The 15854-nt window shown below is 64.1% G+C and carries 11 protein-coding genes; 3 read left to right on the top strand and 8 right to left on the bottom strand.

The features are described 5' to 3' along the window. Positions 1-90 precede the first annotated feature (90 nt). Positions 91-582 carry a MarR family winged helix-turn-helix transcriptional regulator gene (locus Cte04_RS00145; RefSeq protein ID WP_066469788.1) on the top strand — a complete coding sequence of 164 codons (492 nt, stop codon included), beginning with the start codon at positions 91-93 and terminating at the stop codon, positions 580-582. Further along, the gene (locus tag Cte04_RS00140) at positions 575-1846 is read left to right on the top strand and encodes an MFS transporter (RefSeq protein WP_066469782.1); all 1272 of its coding nucleotides are present in this window, start codon (positions 575-577) and stop codon (positions 1844-1846) included. The genes Cte04_RS00145 and Cte04_RS00140 overlap by 8 nt, the downstream gene beginning before the upstream one ends. A gap of 6 nt (positions 1847-1852) precedes the next feature. Here Cte04_RS00140 and Cte04_RS00135 read toward each other — a convergent pair whose 3' ends face one another. The 7 genes from Cte04_RS00135 to Cte04_RS00105 all read right to left on the bottom strand — a co-directional run bounded on the left by Cte04_RS00135 (position 1853) and on the right by Cte04_RS00105 (position 12648). Next, positions 1853-3067: an MFS transporter gene (locus Cte04_RS00135; protein ID WP_066469781.1), complete on the bottom strand. Its 1215-nt coding sequence runs from the start codon at positions 3065-3067 to the stop codon at positions 1853-1855. A gap of 36 nt (positions 3068-3103) precedes the next feature. After that, positions 3104-6622, bottom strand: a complete 3519-nt coding sequence (locus Cte04_RS00130) for a DEAD/DEAH box helicase family protein (RefSeq protein ID WP_066469780.1) — start codon at positions 6620-6622, stop codon at positions 3104-3106. A 5-nt stretch (positions 6623-6627) separates the two neighbouring features. Then, positions 6628-7788: a restriction endonuclease subunit S gene (locus Cte04_RS00125; protein ID WP_083526411.1), complete on the bottom strand. Its 1161-nt coding sequence runs from the start codon at positions 7786-7788 to the stop codon at positions 6628-6630. Then, a complete protein-coding gene (locus Cte04_RS00120; protein WP_066469779.1) occupies positions 7788-9272 on the bottom strand; it encodes a type I restriction-modification system subunit M in 1485 nt (494 codons plus the stop codon). The genes Cte04_RS00125 and Cte04_RS00120 overlap by 1 nt, the downstream gene beginning before the upstream one ends. 279 nt (positions 9273-9551) lie before the next feature. Next, complete coding sequence (locus tag Cte04_RS00115; protein WP_066469770.1) at positions 9552-10412, bottom strand: isocitrate lyase/PEP mutase family protein; 861 nt, start codon at positions 10410-10412, stop codon at positions 9552-9554. 134 nt (positions 10413-10546) lie between these two features. Continuing rightward, positions 10547-11563 (bottom strand): Bug family tripartite tricarboxylate transporter substrate binding protein, encoded by a 1017-nt coding sequence (locus tag Cte04_RS00110; RefSeq protein ID WP_066469768.1) that lies wholly within the window; start codon positions 11561-11563, stop codon positions 10547-10549. 113 nt (positions 11564-11676) lie between these two features. Beyond that, positions 11677-12648 carry a Bug family tripartite tricarboxylate transporter substrate binding protein gene (locus Cte04_RS00105; RefSeq protein ID WP_066471667.1) on the bottom strand — a complete coding sequence of 324 codons (972 nt, stop codon included), beginning with the start codon at positions 12646-12648 and terminating at the stop codon, positions 11677-11679. A 193-nt stretch (positions 12649-12841) separates the two neighbouring features. Between Cte04_RS00105 and prpR the strand changes: the two genes are divergently transcribed. Further along, the gene (gene prpR, locus Cte04_RS00100) at positions 12842-14872 is read left to right on the top strand and encodes a propionate catabolism operon regulatory protein PrpR (RefSeq protein WP_066469766.1); all 2031 of its coding nucleotides are present in this window, start codon (positions 12842-12844) and stop codon (positions 14870-14872) included. Here prpR and Cte04_RS00095 read toward each other — a convergent pair. After that, positions 14829-15749, bottom strand: coding sequence for a DMT family transporter (locus tag Cte04_RS00095; protein WP_083526410.1), 921 nt, complete (start codon positions 15747-15749; stop codon positions 14829-14831). The genes prpR and Cte04_RS00095 overlap by 44 nt on opposite strands. Between the last annotated feature and the right edge of the window lie 105 nt (positions 15750-15854).

Below are 15854 nucleotides of genomic sequence, written 5' to 3'. Positions count from 1 at the left end.
CTTGGTGTTGCATATGCAAGTATTGTAGATACAATGATTGCTCAAGCGCAATCGCCATCACACAGCCCAAGGGCTGGCTGGAGAGAAACCATGGAGAGCAAGCCGATCCCGCAACCGCAGGGATGCACCAATTTCAAGCTGCGCCAGCTGCTGCGCCGCGTGTCGCAGCACTACGACGCGCAACTGGCACGGGCCGGGCTCAAGACCACGCAGTATTCGCTGCTGTCCCAGGTGCTGCACCGCGGGCCGGTCCGGCCCGTGGACCTGGCGCGCGCCATGACCATGGATGCCTCCACGCTGACTCGCAACCTCAAGCCCCTGGTGGCCGCGGGCTGGCTGGAAATGGCGCCGGGCGCCGATGCGCGCAGCCGCCTGATCCGGATCACCGATGCCGGGCGCGAAAAGCGCGCCCAGGCCCAGAGCGGCTGGCGCCAGGCACAGCAGCAGCTCAATGCGCAGCTGGGTGTCGAGCGCGTGGCGGCGCTGCATGCGCTGATCGACGATGCGCTGCAGCTGCTGGAAGACGACGGCCCCCGGGACTGCCCCGACCACCGTACCGCCGAAGGAGAGCACCATGCATGAGGATCGGACCGGCCGCGCGCAGCACGGCCGCCAGTGGAGCGTATGGCTCGTGCTGCTGGCGGCGGTCTCCACCTTTGCCCTGACCATGGGCAGCCGCCAGAGCATGGGACTGTTCGTCAGCCCCCTGAACAGCGCCACCCACCTGGGCCTGGCGCAGATCAGCCTGGCCTTTGCCTTCGGCCAGCTGTGGTGGGGGCTGACCCAGCCCTTTGCCGGCGCCATGGCAGACCGCATCGGTGCGGGCCGCGTGCTGCTCGCCGGCGTGCTGCTGGTGGCCCTGGGCTCGTTCCTCACCCCCTACATGACCAGCACGCCGGGGCTGATCTTCTCGGTGGGCCTGCTGTCCGCCGGCGGCGCCGGCATGGCCGGGCCGGCGGTGCTGATGGGCGCCACGGCACGGCTGATTCCCGAGCGCTACCGGGGGATGGCCACGGGCATCGTCAATGCGGGCGGCTCTGCGGGACAGTTCCTGATCACGCCGCTGGCCGGTGCGCTGATGGTGGGGCTGGGCTGGGGCAATGCGCTGCAGGTGCTGGGCGGACTGGTGCTGCTGGCTCTGCCGGCCATCTTCGTGCTCAAGGGCAAGCCCCAAGCCGTGGTGGCGGCCCGGGATTCGGCGGTATCCGGCGCCCCGGAAAACCCGGGCAGCCGCGCCGTGATCGCCCAGGCGCTGGCCAATCGCAGCTATGTGCTGCTGTGCGTGGGCTTTTTCGTCTGCGGCTTCCATGTGGCATTCCTGGGCACGCACCTGCCGGGCGTGATCGAAAGCTGCGGCCTGCCCGTGCAGTTCGGTGCCTGGGCGCTGGCCATGCTGGGGCTGTTCAACATCGTGGGCAGCCTGGCCATGGGCTGGGCCGTGGGGCGCTGGCGCATGAAATCGCTGCTCTCGCTGGTCTATGCCACGCGCGCACTGGCCGTGCTGGTCTTCATGCTGGTACCCAAGACCGGCGCCGTGGCCCTGGTCTTTGCCGCGGTGATGGGCCTGACTTTTCTGTCCACCGTGCCGCCCACGGTGGGGCTGGTCGCCAAGTTCTTCGGCACCCGCCACATGGCCATGCTGTTCGGGCTGGTGATGCTGGTGCACCAGATCGGCGGCTTCCTGGGCGCCTGGCTGGGCGGCAAGGTGTTCGAGGCCACGGGCAACTTCGACATCGTATGGATCATCGACATCCTGCTGGCCGTGGGCGCGGCCCTGATCCATCTGCCCATCCGCGAGGCGCGGCTGGCGCCGCGTTCCGCATTGAATCCCTCTCCCGCGGGCTAAGCCCGGTCAGCCCATGCAGGCGGCGGGCTCCACCGGCGCCGTGCCGCGGGCCAGCCGTTCGGCCTGGGCGCCCCAGGCCCACATGGCGGCTCCGGCCAGCAGCGCCACGACGAAGGACATCTGCGCGCCCAGGTGGTCGGTCACCCAGCCGGCCGCCGCAGCGCCCAGGGCCACGCCCATGGCCAGGCCGGTCAGCAGCCAGGTCATGCCCTCGGTCAGGCGGCTGGCCGCGACCTGCTGCTCCACCAGGCCCATGGCCACGGTGATCGTGGGGCCGAAGGTGATGCCGGCCAGCAGCACGGCGAGGTTCAGCGCCGTGAGGTTGTCGGCCAGCAGCAGCGGCACGGCCGTGATGGCCACCGAGGCGCCCACCCAGACGATCTGGCGGCTCAGCGGCGCCTTGAGCCGCAGCGCACCGAACACCAGTCCCATCACGCAGGAGCCCAGCGCATAGAAGGACAGCACCACGCTGGCCATGGCCGGCCGGCCCTGCTGCGTGGCAAAGGCCACGGCCGCCACGTCGATGGTGCCCACGATGACGCCTTGCGCCAGCATGAACAGTGCCAGCGTGCGTACCACGCGCTGGTGGCGCACCAGCGCGCTCTGGCGTACCTGGCTGTCATGGACGGTCACCGGCGGTTCCGTGCGGTGCTGCAGCACGAACAGGGCCACGCCCGCGAGCAGCAGCAGGGCCGCGGCCATGGGGCCGGCCTCGGGAAACAGCGCCATGCTCAGGCCCACGGACAGCGGCGGGCCGACGATGAAGCACAGGTCGTCGAGCACGGCCTCCAGCGCATAGGCGGTCTGCAACTGGGGCATGCCGCGGTACAGCACCGTCCAGCGCGCGCGCACCATGGCCGGCATGCTGGGCAGGCTGCCCACCAGCGCGGCCAGCAGCAGCAACAGCCAGTCCGGCCCCTGCCAGTGGGCGCAGGCCAGCAGCGCAAACATGGCACTGGCGCTGGTGGCCGCGGCAACGGGCAGCACCTTGCGCTGGCCATGGCGGTCCACCAGGGCCGAGATGCGCGGCGCCAGCAGCGCAATCGACAGCGCGAAGCAGGCCGCCACGGCGCCAGCCAGCGTATAGGCGCTGCGCTGCTGCGACAGCATGGTGATCAGGCCGATACCCGTCATCGACAAGGGCAGGCGGGCCACCAGGCCGGCCAGCACGAAACCGGCCGTGCCGGGTACGGCAAACAGCTGGCGGTAGGCATTGAGCATCGAAACCTCGGAAAAAGAGAAGAACGCAGCTAGCGGTCAGGCCACCAGCCGCTGCATTTCATGGATGGTTTCGGCTAACGCATTGGCATCCTGCGGCCCAAATGCGCCGTCCAGCCCTTCGTGGTGAACGGCGGTGAAAGGTGGGTCGTACAGCTGGCTCACGCTGACTTCGCCATGGGCGGTCAGCCTCTCGATTATCATCTCCACAAACCGGATCTGCTGGCTGCTGTAGCGGCTGCCGTCCAGAAAGCGGGCAAACGCCTGCTGGGCCGCTGCGCGGTCCATGCCCACTAGTGAGCGGATGAACTGCGGCAGCGGCTTGTCGCCATAGCTTTGCGCAAAGCGCTCGCGGCCCTCCACCTCGGGCGCTTCGTAGACAAAGCGCTCCAGCTCGCTCAGGTCGGTCGCAGTCAGCGGCTTGTTCAGGCGCAGCTTGGCAATCGCCACGTGGTGGGCGTTGGCCCGGATAAAGGCTTCCACCTTTTTGCGGTACTGCACCATGTTGATGCCGGTGCTGAAATCCTGGAGCGTGACCTCGGTGGCCTCGCCAATCTGGTCATCGAGTGCGGTGTAGATCGTGCTGGCGGCCTGCTTTTCAATGAACTTGATCAGCCCGCGCAAGTGGCGGCGCAGGTGTTCGATAATGGGGGCGGTGATGCCCACCCAGTAGCCCTCGGTCTGCACCTCTTGCAGCAAGGCCATTTCGGCCTGCACCGCAGGCACATTGGCCAGGGCTTCCAGGCGGCTGGCGATTTCAATCACTTGCTCGCGCAGCTTGCCAAAGCGCTTTTCCTTGTTCAGCAAAGCCAGTTGCAGGTTCACGCACTGCAAGTCAAACAAGCGGGCCGTGATGTGATCGCTTTCGCGCTGGCTGGGCAGGCCCGCCACATGGTTGCGCAACTGGCCTACATCGGCTTCGTCGAGCTGACCCCAGCGCTCGCGCTCGGCAAAGCGCTGCACGTGGTCCATTTCGGTACGCACGATGAAATTGTCTTGGTTCATGGCCGCCACCTCGGCATGCAGCTCATCGGTCAGCGCGGTTTGCAGATCGGCGTTATTGGCGTAGGCGGGTGGCTTTTCCTGCGCGGTATGCGCCGCAGCCGCGTGGGCTGCTGGCGTGCGCAGCAGCGTCAGCAAATCCAGCCGGGCCTTGAACAATCGCTTGCCCAGCGGCTCGGCAACGCTGCCGCTGGCCCCAGCCGGGCTTTCGTTGAAGTACTCAAAGTTCTGGCAGTAATCAAAGATGTAGAACTCGCTCTTGTGCTGATCGGGGCCCAACAGGTTTTCACATAAGCGCGTGCCCCGGCCAATCATCTGCAGGAACTTCACCTTGGAGCGCACGGCCTTGAAGAACACCAGGTTCAGCACCTCGGGCACGTCAATGCCGGTGTCCAGCATGTCCACCGAAATGGCGATATGCGGCGCGCTGGCGCTCTTGCTGAAATCGTCAATCAGCGTCTGCGCATAGCTGGATGCATGGGTGATGACCTGGGCAAAACTGCCCTTGAGGTGCGGGTAGTGGTGGTCAAAGCGCTTGGCAATAAAGTCGGCATGCTTCTGGTTCACCGCAAAGATGATGGTCTTGCCCAGCCGGTCGCCGCCGTCCACCTTCAGGCCGTGCTCCATCAGGTGCTTGAGCATCTTGTCCACCGTGTCTTCGTTGAACAGGAACTTGTTGATCTCACCGGCGCCCACCTCTTCGGGCGGACCATCGTCGCCCCAGTCGATGGATTCCCAGTGTTCCTTTTCCTCGGCACTCAGTTGCGCATATTGGATTCCCTGGCGCACAAACTTCAAAGGCACGGAAAACGACTTGGGTGGTACCAGATAGCCCTGGGTCACCGCCTCATTCATGCCATAGGCATCGGTGGGCACGCCGGTTTGCAGGCCAAACAGGTGGTAGGTGTCGCGGTCCACCTCGTCGCGCGGGGTGGCCGTCAACCCCACCAGCAGGCTGTCAAAGTATTTGAAGATGGCGCCGTACTTTTGATAGACGCTGCGGTGCGCCTCATCAATGATCACCAGATCAAAATGCCCCACGCCAAACTGGCGCGTGCCGTCGTCCTTGATCTGGTCAATCAGTCCCATCATGGTCGGGTAGGTGCTCAGGTACACACGGCCCTGGCCGTTCTTGTCGTGCAGCAGGTTCACGGGGCTGGCATCGGCCAGCAGCGGTTTGAAGCCCTTGTTCGTGGCCTGATTGACCAGCGACACCCGGTCGGCCAGAAACAAAACACGCTTGGCCCAGTTGGCACGCATCAGCACATCGGCCAGCGCCACCGCCACACGGGTTTTGCCCGTGCCCGTGGCCATGGTCAGCAGGGCGCGGCGCTGGCCCTGGGTAAAAGCTTCGGTAATCGACCGGATCGCGCGGTGCTGGTAGCCGCGCTCCACAATCTCGGGCTTGATGTTTTGCGCCGCCAGCGGCTGGCGCGAATGGCGGCGCTCTATGGCCAGGGCCAGCTCGGCCTGGGTGTAAAAGCCCTGCACCTCGCGCGGCGGGTAGCGCTCATCGTCCCATAGATAGGTGCGGTGGCCGTTGGTGTAAAAAATCAGCGGGCGCTGGCCGTATTGCGCTTGCAATCCATCGGCATACAGCTTGGCCTGCTGGCGGCCCACTTCGGCATCTTTCAGGCTCCGCTTGGCCTCCACCACGGCAGCCGGCTTGCCGTCTGCGCTCCACAGCACATAGTCGGCAAAACCTTCGCCGGCCTGGTTGGGCATGCCAGGCACGGGTACTTCCACGCTGGCGTTGTAGGGTGTCTTGTCGCTCGGCGGGGCACCGGCGGCCTGGAATGTCCAGCCTGCCTCACGCAGCTGCACATCAATCAGGCGCTTGCGGGTTTCGGCCTCGTTGTAGTCATGCTCGTCCGGCACGGCAATGGCCGCTGCCTTGGCCGTTGCCAGTTCGGCCTGGCGGTGGGCCAGTTCAGCATCCAGCTGGGCCAGCAAGGCCTCGCGCTCGGCCTGTGTGGCCGCTTGGGCGCTGAGTTGGGCTTCACGCGCTTCCAGCTCGCGGCGCTGCTGCTCAATCAGTGCCTGAAACTGCGCTTCCTGCTTTTTGAGTTCGGCCTTGGTGACCTGGGCAAACTCCGCCGCTGCCTGCTCGGCGTTGACTAGCAGCGGCACCTGCTGGCTGTCCCAGTCGGCATGCATCTGCTTGGGGTCGCTGGTGCGCGTATAGGTGCGCGCCAGCCAGAACAGGGTGTGAAACAGCTCTTGCACCAGCGCCATGGCATCGCTGCGCTGTACCAGTTGCTTGCCGCCATGCACCGCCACATTACCGGCCTGGCGCAGCAAATGCATCTTGTCCAGCACATAGGGCGGCACCAGTCGCCGGAACTCGATCTGGTTCATCAGCGTGTTCAGCGCCGTGTCATGCACGGGCAGGCGCAAGCTGCTGTCGTTGTCATACAGCCAGAGCACCACTTGCTCCAGCGCATGGCGCGCACGCATACAGGCGGCGCGCGGGTCCACATGCACCAGTTGCTCGGCCCCGGCGGCGGGCTCTTGCAGGGTGCGGAACTCGGGGGAGAGGAACTGGAAGTTGGACATTTATTCTATTGAAAGTACTTATATTGAATTGAAGAAATGAACTCTTGTAATTTGGTTTCTTGTTGGATTAAGTTTTTCTTCTGAATTTTAACTTTATCGTAAATATCATCAAATTTTTTCTGCAAAGAGATGTCAGGCATTGGAATTGAAATTTCTGCCGCATCTCTTAAATCAAGTCGTTTGGTTCCGTGCCCGGCAGACGAAACAACGGACAAAAACCGCTGCTTAAGTGATTTGATGCACGAAATTAAATACTTTGAGCTGAAGTCGGAATTTGGTTCAATTGCTTTCATATCCTGATTAATGGCAATGGAAACATTGTTGATCGCCACTGGGAAAGAGTGGGCGAGAATCATTCCTCTTACAACAATTAAAATGTGATTGGGATCTATTTTTTTTAATGACGTTTTAGCGAAAACTTCTTCATTTAGATGATCCTGAGAATCATCGATATGATCTACCTTCATGTCTTTTGGGCTTACCCATGGGTATGAACCAATCCAATAGTCTGAATTACTCTTGCTTGGTGTTGCACCACTTTTCCATTGGCCCACTTCTAAAAAGGATTTGAGTGGCCAATTTTTTGAATTGGTTACAGGATCCCCAAACATCTCCAAAAACACTGACTGCAAGAGTTGGTCGAGCTTGGCGATGGCTTTGCGGCGCTTGCTGCGCAGGGCTTCGGCCTTATCTAGAATGGCAGCGATGCGGCGTTGCTCGGGCAACGAAGGTAGTGATATTTCTAATTCCTCAAGAAAGCTCTTGGGAACTCGGCGTTGCCCACCGCTACCTGTCATCCTCTTTTCGCCTTCTATGCGAATTCTGGGTTGACGAAGAAAGTGGAATAAATATCTGCCATCGACCTTGGTTGCATCAGGTCGAATGACGTGAAATTCGGTAGAGCCAAATGCGTGCTCATGCTTTACATGAGCTAAAGCAATTTTTCCATTCTCAAAGCAAGGTGTTATTTTTGCGACCAAAATGTCGCCGTTTTGAAAATAAGTAAACCCCTTTGAAATGGCTTCAATTTCACGTTCTTCTTCAGAAATAATGGAGCCGCTGACCTCTGACACGCATGCCATGGGAACAAACGATGCCAATGATTTTTCTTGAATGGTTGATTTGTTGAGCTTGGGGTTCAGTTGTGCGATATCTGCGAGATGCATTACTTCAACATCCCTTCCAGCTCCACCATCCCCGCCATAATCTCCGCTTCCAGCTCTTTTAAATCGGCCAGAATAGTGGAAGGTGATTCATATTCCACGACTTCATGCACCACTTCCTTGTAGCGGTTGATGCTGAGGTCATAGCCATTGGCGGCAATTTCAGCTTTGGGCACGCAAAAGCTTTGCTCGGTGCGAAAACGCGTGGTTTCGTTGCCCGTGCGTTGCTGCCAGCGCATCAGCACATCGGGCAGGTTGTTGGTGGCGTGCTCGTTGGGGAGGGGGTTGCGCTTGTCGTCCAGGCTAAAGCCGTCGGCCTGCATGTCGTAGAACCAGACCTTGTCGGTGCCGCCGCTGCTGGTTTTGGTGAATAAAAGGATGGCGGTAGACACGCCTGCATAGGGCTTGAACACGCCCGAGGGCATGGAGACAATGCCGTCGAGTTTGTGGTCTTCCACCAGCATCTGGCGCAGCGTCTTGTGGGCCTTGCTGCTGCCAAACAGCACCCCGTCAGGCACGATGACGGCAGCGCGGCCACCGTTTTTCATAATGCGCAGGAACAGGGCCAAAAACAGCAGCTCGGTCTTTTTGGTTTTGACCATGGCCTGCAGGTCTTTGGCCGTGGCCTCGTAGTCCAGGCTGCCGGCAAACGGTGGGTTGGCCAGGATCAGGCTGAACTTGTCTTCCACCCCGGCGTGGTGTTCGCTCAGCGAGTCACGGTTTTCAATTTGTGGGTTTTCAATGCCGTGCAGCAGCATGTTCATGGAGCCAATGCGCAGCATGGTGCTGTCAAAGTCAAAGCCAAAAAAGGTGGCTTCGTTGAACTGCCGGGTGCTGGCCGTGTCGGCGTAAATGGTTTGCTGGTGGTGCTTGTGTAGGTATTCGGCCGCAGCGACCAGAAAGCCTGCGCTGCCGCAGGCGGGGTCGCAGATGGTGTCGCCGGGCTGCGGGGCCATCATGTCCACCATCAGCTGGATGATGTGGCGCGGCGTGCGGAACTGGCCGTTTTGCCCTGCGGTGGCGATTTTGCCGAGCATGTACTCGTACAGATCGCCCTTGGTGTCGCGGTCGTCCATAGGGATGCCGGCTACCATGTCCACCACCTTGGCCAGCAGCGCGGGCGTGGGGATGGTGAAGCGCGCATCCTTCATATGCCGGGCGTAGGTGGAGTTTTCACCCGTACCGCCCAGGTTGCGGATAAAGGGAAAGACCTGCTCGCCCACGGTGCGGTAGATGGCGCTGGCGTCGCCCAGGTCCTTGAACACCGACCAGCGCAACTGGCGCTGCTCGGGCGTGAAGATGGGCGATTCAATGGGCTGGCCGGTGCGGTTGGCCTTTTTTTCTTTCAGGGTCTGGATGTCATCGAGCCGCTTGATGAACAGCAGGTAGGTGAGTTGCTCGATCACCTCCATGGGGTTGGAGATGCCGCCACTCCAGAAGGCGTCCCAGATGCGGTCGATTTGCGATTTGATGGTGCCGGTGATCATTGGCCAAAAATCCGTTGTGCAGTAGTGGCGCGCGGTATGCAGCGCAGGCTTTTGATCTTAACCAACGGGCAGGCGGGTTTTGCCGGGTTGATGGGCAGCACCTGTTTTTGGGTTTCCTTTAAAAATCAATAGCTGCTGGCGCTTGATGGATAAGCGATAGCAGCTTTTTTGATTGGAATTTCAGGAGTGCTTATAGGACTTGCGCAAACAAGCATGTACCAAGGTCTGCAGCCCTGAGTCGAAGCTTTTGCCTGAACCTGGTTTGCGCAGGTCGTGACTTTATTTGTATTTCTGCTCCAGCGCGTCCCAGAAGTCCTTGTTCACCAGGCGCTGGCGCTCGAGGAAGGGGGCGACGATGGCCGGGTCTTCGTCGACCTTGTGCTCGTCGCGCAGCAGCGTCAGGCACTTCTGCATGCCGGCCACGGCGCCCTGCAGGGCCGCGTTGGCGTAGAGCACGAAGCCGAAGCCCAACTGGCCCAGCTCGTCGGCATTGAAGATGGGCGTCTTGCCGCCGATCACCATGTTCATGAGCTGGGGCGCCTGGAGCCGCTGCGGCAGGGCGCGCACTTCCTCGGCCCGGGTCACGGCCTCGACGAACAGGATGTCGGCGCCGGCTTCCTGGAAGGCCTGGGCGCGCTCGATGGCGGCTTCGAAGCCATGGACGGCCGCCGCATCGGTGCGGGCCATGATGAGGGTGCCTTCGTCGCGGCGCGCATCCACGGCGGCCCGGATCTTGCCCAGCATCTCGCCGGTCTCGATCACGTCCTTGCCGTTGAAGTGGCCGCAGCGCTTGGGGCTGACCTGATCCTCGAGCTGGATGCAGTCGGCGCCGGCGCGCTCCAGCGTGCGTACGGCATGGTAGGTGTTGACGGCATTGCCGAAGCCGGTATCGGCATCCACCAGCAGTGGCACTTCCACCGCGTCGCGGATGCGGGCCGTGTGGTCGGCGATGTCGGTCAGGCCCATGAAGCCCTGGTCGGGCATGCCGAACCACATATTGGTCACGCCGGCGCCGGTCACGTAAATGGCTTCGAAGCCCAGGTCGGCAACGAGGCGGGCCGATAGGGCATTGAAGGCGCCGGGCACGATGACGCCGCGGCGCGCATCGGCCAGGGCTCTGAGTTTCTGCTTGGGGTTCATTTTGGTTTTCCAGTACCTGTAAAACTGGCATGGCCCATCCGAGGACGGCCAGCAAGGGCCCAGGCGGGCCCGCCGTCCCGCAGCAAAGGCCGTCGTCCCCCTTTCAGGGGGAAGCGGCAAGGCCGCTCAGGGGGTTAGTCGAGGGAGATATTGGCGTTCTTGATCACCGGCCCCCACTTGGCGCGCTCGGCTTCGATGAACTTGCCGTAGGCCTCGGGCGTGCCGCCCGCGATGAGGCCGCCGCTGCCTTCGATCATCTGGCGCAGTGCCTTGTCGTTCCTGAGCGCCTCGTTCACGGCCTGGTTGAGCTTGGCGACCACGGCGTCGGGCGTGCTGGCGGGGGCGATCATGCCCAGCCAGTTGTACGACTCGAAGCCCTTGATGCCGGCCTCGTCCAGCGTGGGCACGTCGGGCAGCACGGCCAGGCGCTTCTTGCTCGAGACGGCCAGAGCGTTGATCTTCTTGGCCTTGATCGAAGGCAGGGCCGAATAGCCCATCTCGAACATGAAGGCCAGGTGGCCGCCCATGAGGTCGGTGGCCGCGAGCGAGCCGCCCTTGTAGGGCACATGCGTCATTTCGGTGTGGGTCTGGTAGGCCAGCAGCTCGCCCGAAAGGTGGTGGGCGCCGCCCACGCCCGAGGAGCCGTAAGTGAGCTTGCCGGGATTGCTTTTGGCATAGGCGACCAGTTCCTGCACGCTCTTGAACGGCTGGTTGGGCGCCGTGGTCAGGAACAACGGGGCCTGCTCGATGAGGATGATGGGCTTGAACGCGGTCTTCGCGTCGTACGGCATCTTCTTCATCAGCATGGGATTGGTCACCAGGGGCGCGGGCGAGCCGAAGCCGAAGGTGTGGCCGTCCGTGGCCTTGGCGATCACGTCCGTGCCCGTCACGCCGCCGGCGCCGCCGCGGTTGTCGATGATCACGGGCTGGCCCAGCACCTTGCCGAGCTGCTCGGCGATCAGGCGCGCGCGCGTGTCGGCATAGCCGCCGGCGGCGTAGGGCACGATCAGCTTGACGGTACGGGTGGGCCAGGCATCGCTGCCCTGGGCCATGGCGGTGCCGGCGGCACCGAAGCCGGAACCCAGCAGCGCGGCGGCTGCGGCAGCCCGGGCGGCCAGCTGGAAGGTTCGGCGGCGGGAAATATGTGTCATACGTGTTGGTGTTGATTCGGAAATGAGAGCGGCTGGCGCTTTTGCATCAAGCATTGGAGGCCTGAAATGCCTCAAAACTGCAGCCGCCTGCAAGGTGCCTGGCAGCGGCGGCATCAGTCCTCGCGCATGCCCGTGGCCTTGACCACATCGCCCAGGCGCTTGCGTTCCTCGTCCACGAATTTCACGAACGAGGCGCGGGTGCCACCCACGGGCTCGATGCCCATGCCCTTCAGGCGCGCCACGGTGGCGGGGTCCTTCATGGCCTTGTCCACGGCGGCGGCCATCTTGTCGAGGATGGCGGCAGGCGTGCCGGCCGGTGCGTGCACGCCGGCCCAGTGGGCGATCTTGAGTTCGCCAAAGCCCTGCTCGCCGGCCGTGGGCAGCTCGGGATAGGCGGAGATCCGCTGCGTCCAGGTCGTGGCCAGGGCCTTGAGCTTGCCGCTCTTCAGATAGGGCAGGACCACGATGCTGGCTTCCGAGGTGGCTTCGATCTGGTTACCCAGCACGGCCGTCACCGATTCGGAGCCGCTCTTGTAGGGCACGAGATCCAGCTTGGCGTCGTACTTGGAAGAAAGAATGCCTTCGACGAAGTGCGGCGTGCTGCCGATGCCGGCCGTCGCAAAGTGGATGCCTGCGCCCTTCTTGGACTGGGCCACGAAGTCCTTCAGGTCCTTGTAGGGCGAGTTGGCCGGCACGATGATCACCGACGGCGCCAGGCCGATCATGGCCACGGGCGTGAGGTCGGCGTCCTTGTAGGGCACCTTGCGGATCATGCTGTTGGAGATCACGCCCGCAGCGCTGACCAGGAAGGTGTAGCCGTCGGGCTGGGCCTTGGCCACGATGTCGGTGCCGATCACGGCGCCGGCGCCCGGCTTGTTGTCCACCACCACGGGCTGGCCCAGGGCCTTGGACGCGCCTTCGGCCGCGGCGCGTGCCAGCAGGTCGTTGGCGCCGCCCGCGGAGAACGGTACGACCAGGCGGATGGGTCGGGTGGGCCAGGCATCTGCGGCCTGTGCCCCGGCCAGGGGGGCGATGGCGGCCAGGGCGACGGCGCTGGCCAGCAGGGTGCGGCGGTTTGCAAACATGGTGATCTCCTTGAATCCGTATCGGTATGCGTAGGACATGTGGCGCAAGCGCTGTGCCAATGTTTTCAAGGGAAAACCCTTGGTTCTCTAAGTGATTGAAATTTCAGAAATTTTGCCTGGTCCTGCGCTGCGTGGCGAAGAGGCATCCGGTTTTGTGATTCATCCGTATTTCAGGAATGAAATAATCGGTTGCATGAATGAAATTGAAGTGCTTGAGGCTTTGCGTGAACCGGAGCGCCGGGCACCGCAGGATCTGCCGCGGCATTTGCCCCATATCGTGACCGTGGGCCGCTACCGTATCGGCCGGGTGCTGCAGCGCCAAGCCCAGCTGTGGTCGGGGCAGGCGCGCTTTTCGCATGTCGCGGCCTCGTTCGACGATGCCGTGGCGCAGGTGCAGGCCCTGCATCTGCGCCAGCCCATCGACGCGCTGGTGGGCGCGGGTGCCAGCGGAGCCTGGATCCGCGAGCGTGTGGACATGCCCGTGGCCATGGTGGAAGTGCGCGGACTGGACCTGCTGCATGCGCTGAAGCAGGCCCGGTTGCAGACCACCGAGGAAGCGCCCCATGTAGGCCTGGTCAGCTTCGAGGCGCCTTCGCCCGTGGTGGCCCAATTCGACAGCCTGTTCGGCCTGGGGCTGGTGCAGGTGGCCTACCAGGGGCCGCAGGATGCCGCCGCCTGCGTGCAGCAACTCAAGGCCCGACGCGTGGGTGCGGTGGTGGCGCCGGGGCTGGTGGCGGACCTGGCCGAGCAGGCCGGCATTGCCAGTGTGCTGCTGTATTCCGATACCTCGGTGCGCCAGGCCCTCAGCGACGCGCTGCTGCTGGCCCGCCACCGCCGCGCCGAGCGTGACCGCCACCAGCGGCTGGAAACCGTGTTGCACCAGCTGCAGGACGGCGTGGCGGCCGTGGACGAGCACGGCCGCATCTGCGCGCTCAATCCGCGCATGGCCGCGCTGCTGGGCGCCCCCGTGGAAGCGCTGCACTGGCGGCTGCTCGGCGACGTGGCGCCCGCCCTGGACATGGCCCGGGCCCTGGCCGGCGAAGAGGGCGGCGAGGAGGTGGTACAGCTGGCCACGCGCACCCTGGTCGTGCGCCGCGCGCCCATCGTGGAAAACGGGCAGGTGACGGGGGCGCTGCTGGTCTGCCGCGATCCGGCCGTCATCCAACGGGCCGACCGCAGCCTGCGCGCCAACCAGCGCCAGCGCGGCGCCGGCGTGCGCTGGCGCATCGAGGACTACCTGGGCAGCAGCCCCGCCGCGCAGCGCGTGCGCCAGCTGGCGCGCCAGTTTGCTGCCAGCGATGCCACGGTGCTCATCCTGGGCGAGAGCGGCACGGGCAAGGAACTGGTGGCCCAGGGCATACACCGGGCCAGCCGGCACGCGGCCCAGCCCTTTCTGGCCGTGAACTGCGCGGCCCTGTCCGAAAGCCTGCTTGAGAGCGAACTCTTCGGCTACGAGGACGGCGCCTTCACCGGCGCGCGCCGCGGCGGCAAGACCGGCCTGATCGAGGCGGCCCATACGGGCACGCTGTTCCTGGACGAGATCGGCGACATGCCGCTGGCCCTGCAGTCGCGCCTGCTGCGCGTGCTGCAGGAGCGCGAGGTGCTGCGCGTGGGCTCGACCACGCCGATCCCCGTGGACGTGCGCGTGATCGCCGCCACCCATGCCGATCTGGCTGCCCAGGTGGAACGCGGCCAGTTCCGCCGCGACCTGTATTACCGCCTGGCCGTGCTGCGCCTGGCCACGCCCACGCTGCAGATGCGCGGCGCGGCCGATGTGGCGCAGCTGGCCCGCTCCATGCTGGCCCGGCGGCTGGGCCTGGGAGATGCGAATGCCCTGGCGGCCTCGCCCCATGCGCCGGTGGCCCGGCTGCTCGATGCGGTGCTGGCCCATGCGGCCGCTCATGCCTGGCCCGGCAATGTGCGCGAGCTGGACAACTGGGTGGAGCGCCTGCTGGCCTGCCGGCACTACCTGGACGCCGGCACGCCGGACGGCATGCCGGACGCCGCACGGCTGCAGGAGATCTTCCCTGAATGCGTGGCGCTGATGCCGCTGGCGGCACCCACCGCGGCCCGCAGGGCGCGCCTGCGCGAAGCCAGCCGACAGGCCGAGCGCGAACGCGTGCGCGAGGTGCTGGAGAGCGTGGGCGGCGACCAGGGCCGCGCCTGCGAGCTGCTGGGCATCAGCCGGGCGACCTTGTGGCGGCGCATGAAAGGCGCGGCTTAGGCGCGGGGCTGCTTGCATTCGCGTACTTTCTGGCTCCGGCCACGCAGAGCACTGCCGCCAGCGTGACGGCCAGCATCGTCCAGCTCACGGTTTCATGGAGCAGCAGGGCGGCCAGCCCCAGTCCCATGAAGGGCTGGAACAGCTGCAGCTGCCCCACGGCCGCGATGCCGCCCGATGCCAGTCCGCGATACCAGAAAACGAAGCCGATCAGCATGCTGAACAGCGAGACATAGGCCAGCCCCGCCCACGCCGGTGCGCCCACGTGGGCGAACGACGCGGGGGCGGTCAGCAGCGCAAGCGGCAGCATGGCAGGCAGCGACAGCACCAGGGCCCAGCTGATGACCTGCCAGCCGCCCAGCGTGCGCGACAGGCGTGCGCCTTCCGCATAGCCCAGGCCGCACACGGCGATGGCGCCCAGCATGAGCCCATCTCCTTCGAGCGAGGCTTGCCCGCCGCCTGCAGCGGCATAGCCCGCCACCAGGGCCGCGCCCGCCACGGAAAACAGCCAGAAGGCCGGCCGGGGGCGCTCCCCCGCGCGAAAGACCGCGAAGATGGCCGTGCTCAACGGCAGCAGCCCCGTGAAGACCATGGAGTGGGCCGAGGTGACATGCTGCAGCGCCAGCGCCGTCAGCAGCGGAAAGCCGATCACCACGCCGCCGGCGGTGACGGCCAGCGCGGGAATGTCGCGGATCGCCGGCCGCGGCTGGCGCAGCGCCAGCAGCAGGGCCAGGCCCAGCAAGCCCGCAATGCCGGCTCTTGCGGCGGTCAGAAAGATGGGGCTGAAATCTGCGACCGCGATGCGGGTGGCCGGCAGCGAGCCCGCGAAGATCGCGACGCCTGTCAGGCCGCTGACCCAGCCGCTGGGTATTTTTTCCATTGATGACTCCTGGTGGGACGGGCCTCAGTAGAGCATCGGCCGCCGCGGCCGCACCATAGGCAATCCAATACAATTCAAAAGAACTGTTATGTATGTTTGTCAACA

This window comes from Comamonas terrae (assembly GCF_001544075.1).
Taxonomy (GTDB): Bacteria; Pseudomonadota; Gammaproteobacteria; order Burkholderiales; family Burkholderiaceae_C; genus Comamonas; species Comamonas terrae.
This window is presented reverse-complemented; position numbering and strand designations above follow the sequence as displayed.

Coding starts and splice junctions, on each gene's coding strand:
- Cte04_RS00145 (WP_066469788.1), top strand. CDS start 91: ATGGAGAGCAAGCCGATCCCGCAACCGCAGGGATGCACCAATTTCAAG.
- Cte04_RS00140 (WP_066469782.1), top strand. CDS start 575: ATGCATGAGGATCGGACCGGCCGCGCGCAGCACGGCCGCCAGTGGAGC.
- Cte04_RS00135 (WP_066469781.1), bottom strand. CDS start 3,067: ATGCTCAATGCCTACCGCCAGCTGTTTGCCGTACCCGGCACGGCCGGT.
- Cte04_RS00130 (WP_066469780.1), bottom strand. CDS start 6,622: ATGTCCAACTTCCAGTTCCTCTCCCCCGAGTTCCGCACCCTGCAAGAG.
- Cte04_RS00125 (WP_083526411.1), bottom strand. CDS start 7,788: ATGCATCTCGCAGATATCGCACAACTGAACCCCAAGCTCAACAAATCA.
- Cte04_RS00120 (WP_066469779.1), bottom strand. CDS start 9,272: ATGATCACCGGCACCATCAAATCGCAAATCGACCGCATCTGGGACGCC.
- Cte04_RS00115 (WP_066469770.1), bottom strand. CDS start 10,412: ATGAACCCCAAGCAGAAACTCAGAGCCCTGGCCGATGCGCGCCGCGGC.
- Cte04_RS00110 (WP_066469768.1), bottom strand. CDS start 11,563: ATGACACATATTTCCCGCCGCCGAACCTTCCAGCTGGCCGCCCGGGCT.
- Cte04_RS00105 (WP_066471667.1), bottom strand. CDS start 12,648: ATGTTTGCAAACCGCCGCACCCTGCTGGCCAGCGCCGTCGCCCTGGCC.
- prpR (WP_066469766.1), top strand. CDS start 12,842: ATGAATGAAATTGAAGTGCTTGAGGCTTTGCGTGAACCGGAGCGCCGG.
- Cte04_RS00095 (WP_083526410.1), bottom strand. CDS start 15,749: ATGGAAAAAATACCCAGCGGCTGGGTCAGCGGCCTGACAGGCGTCGCG.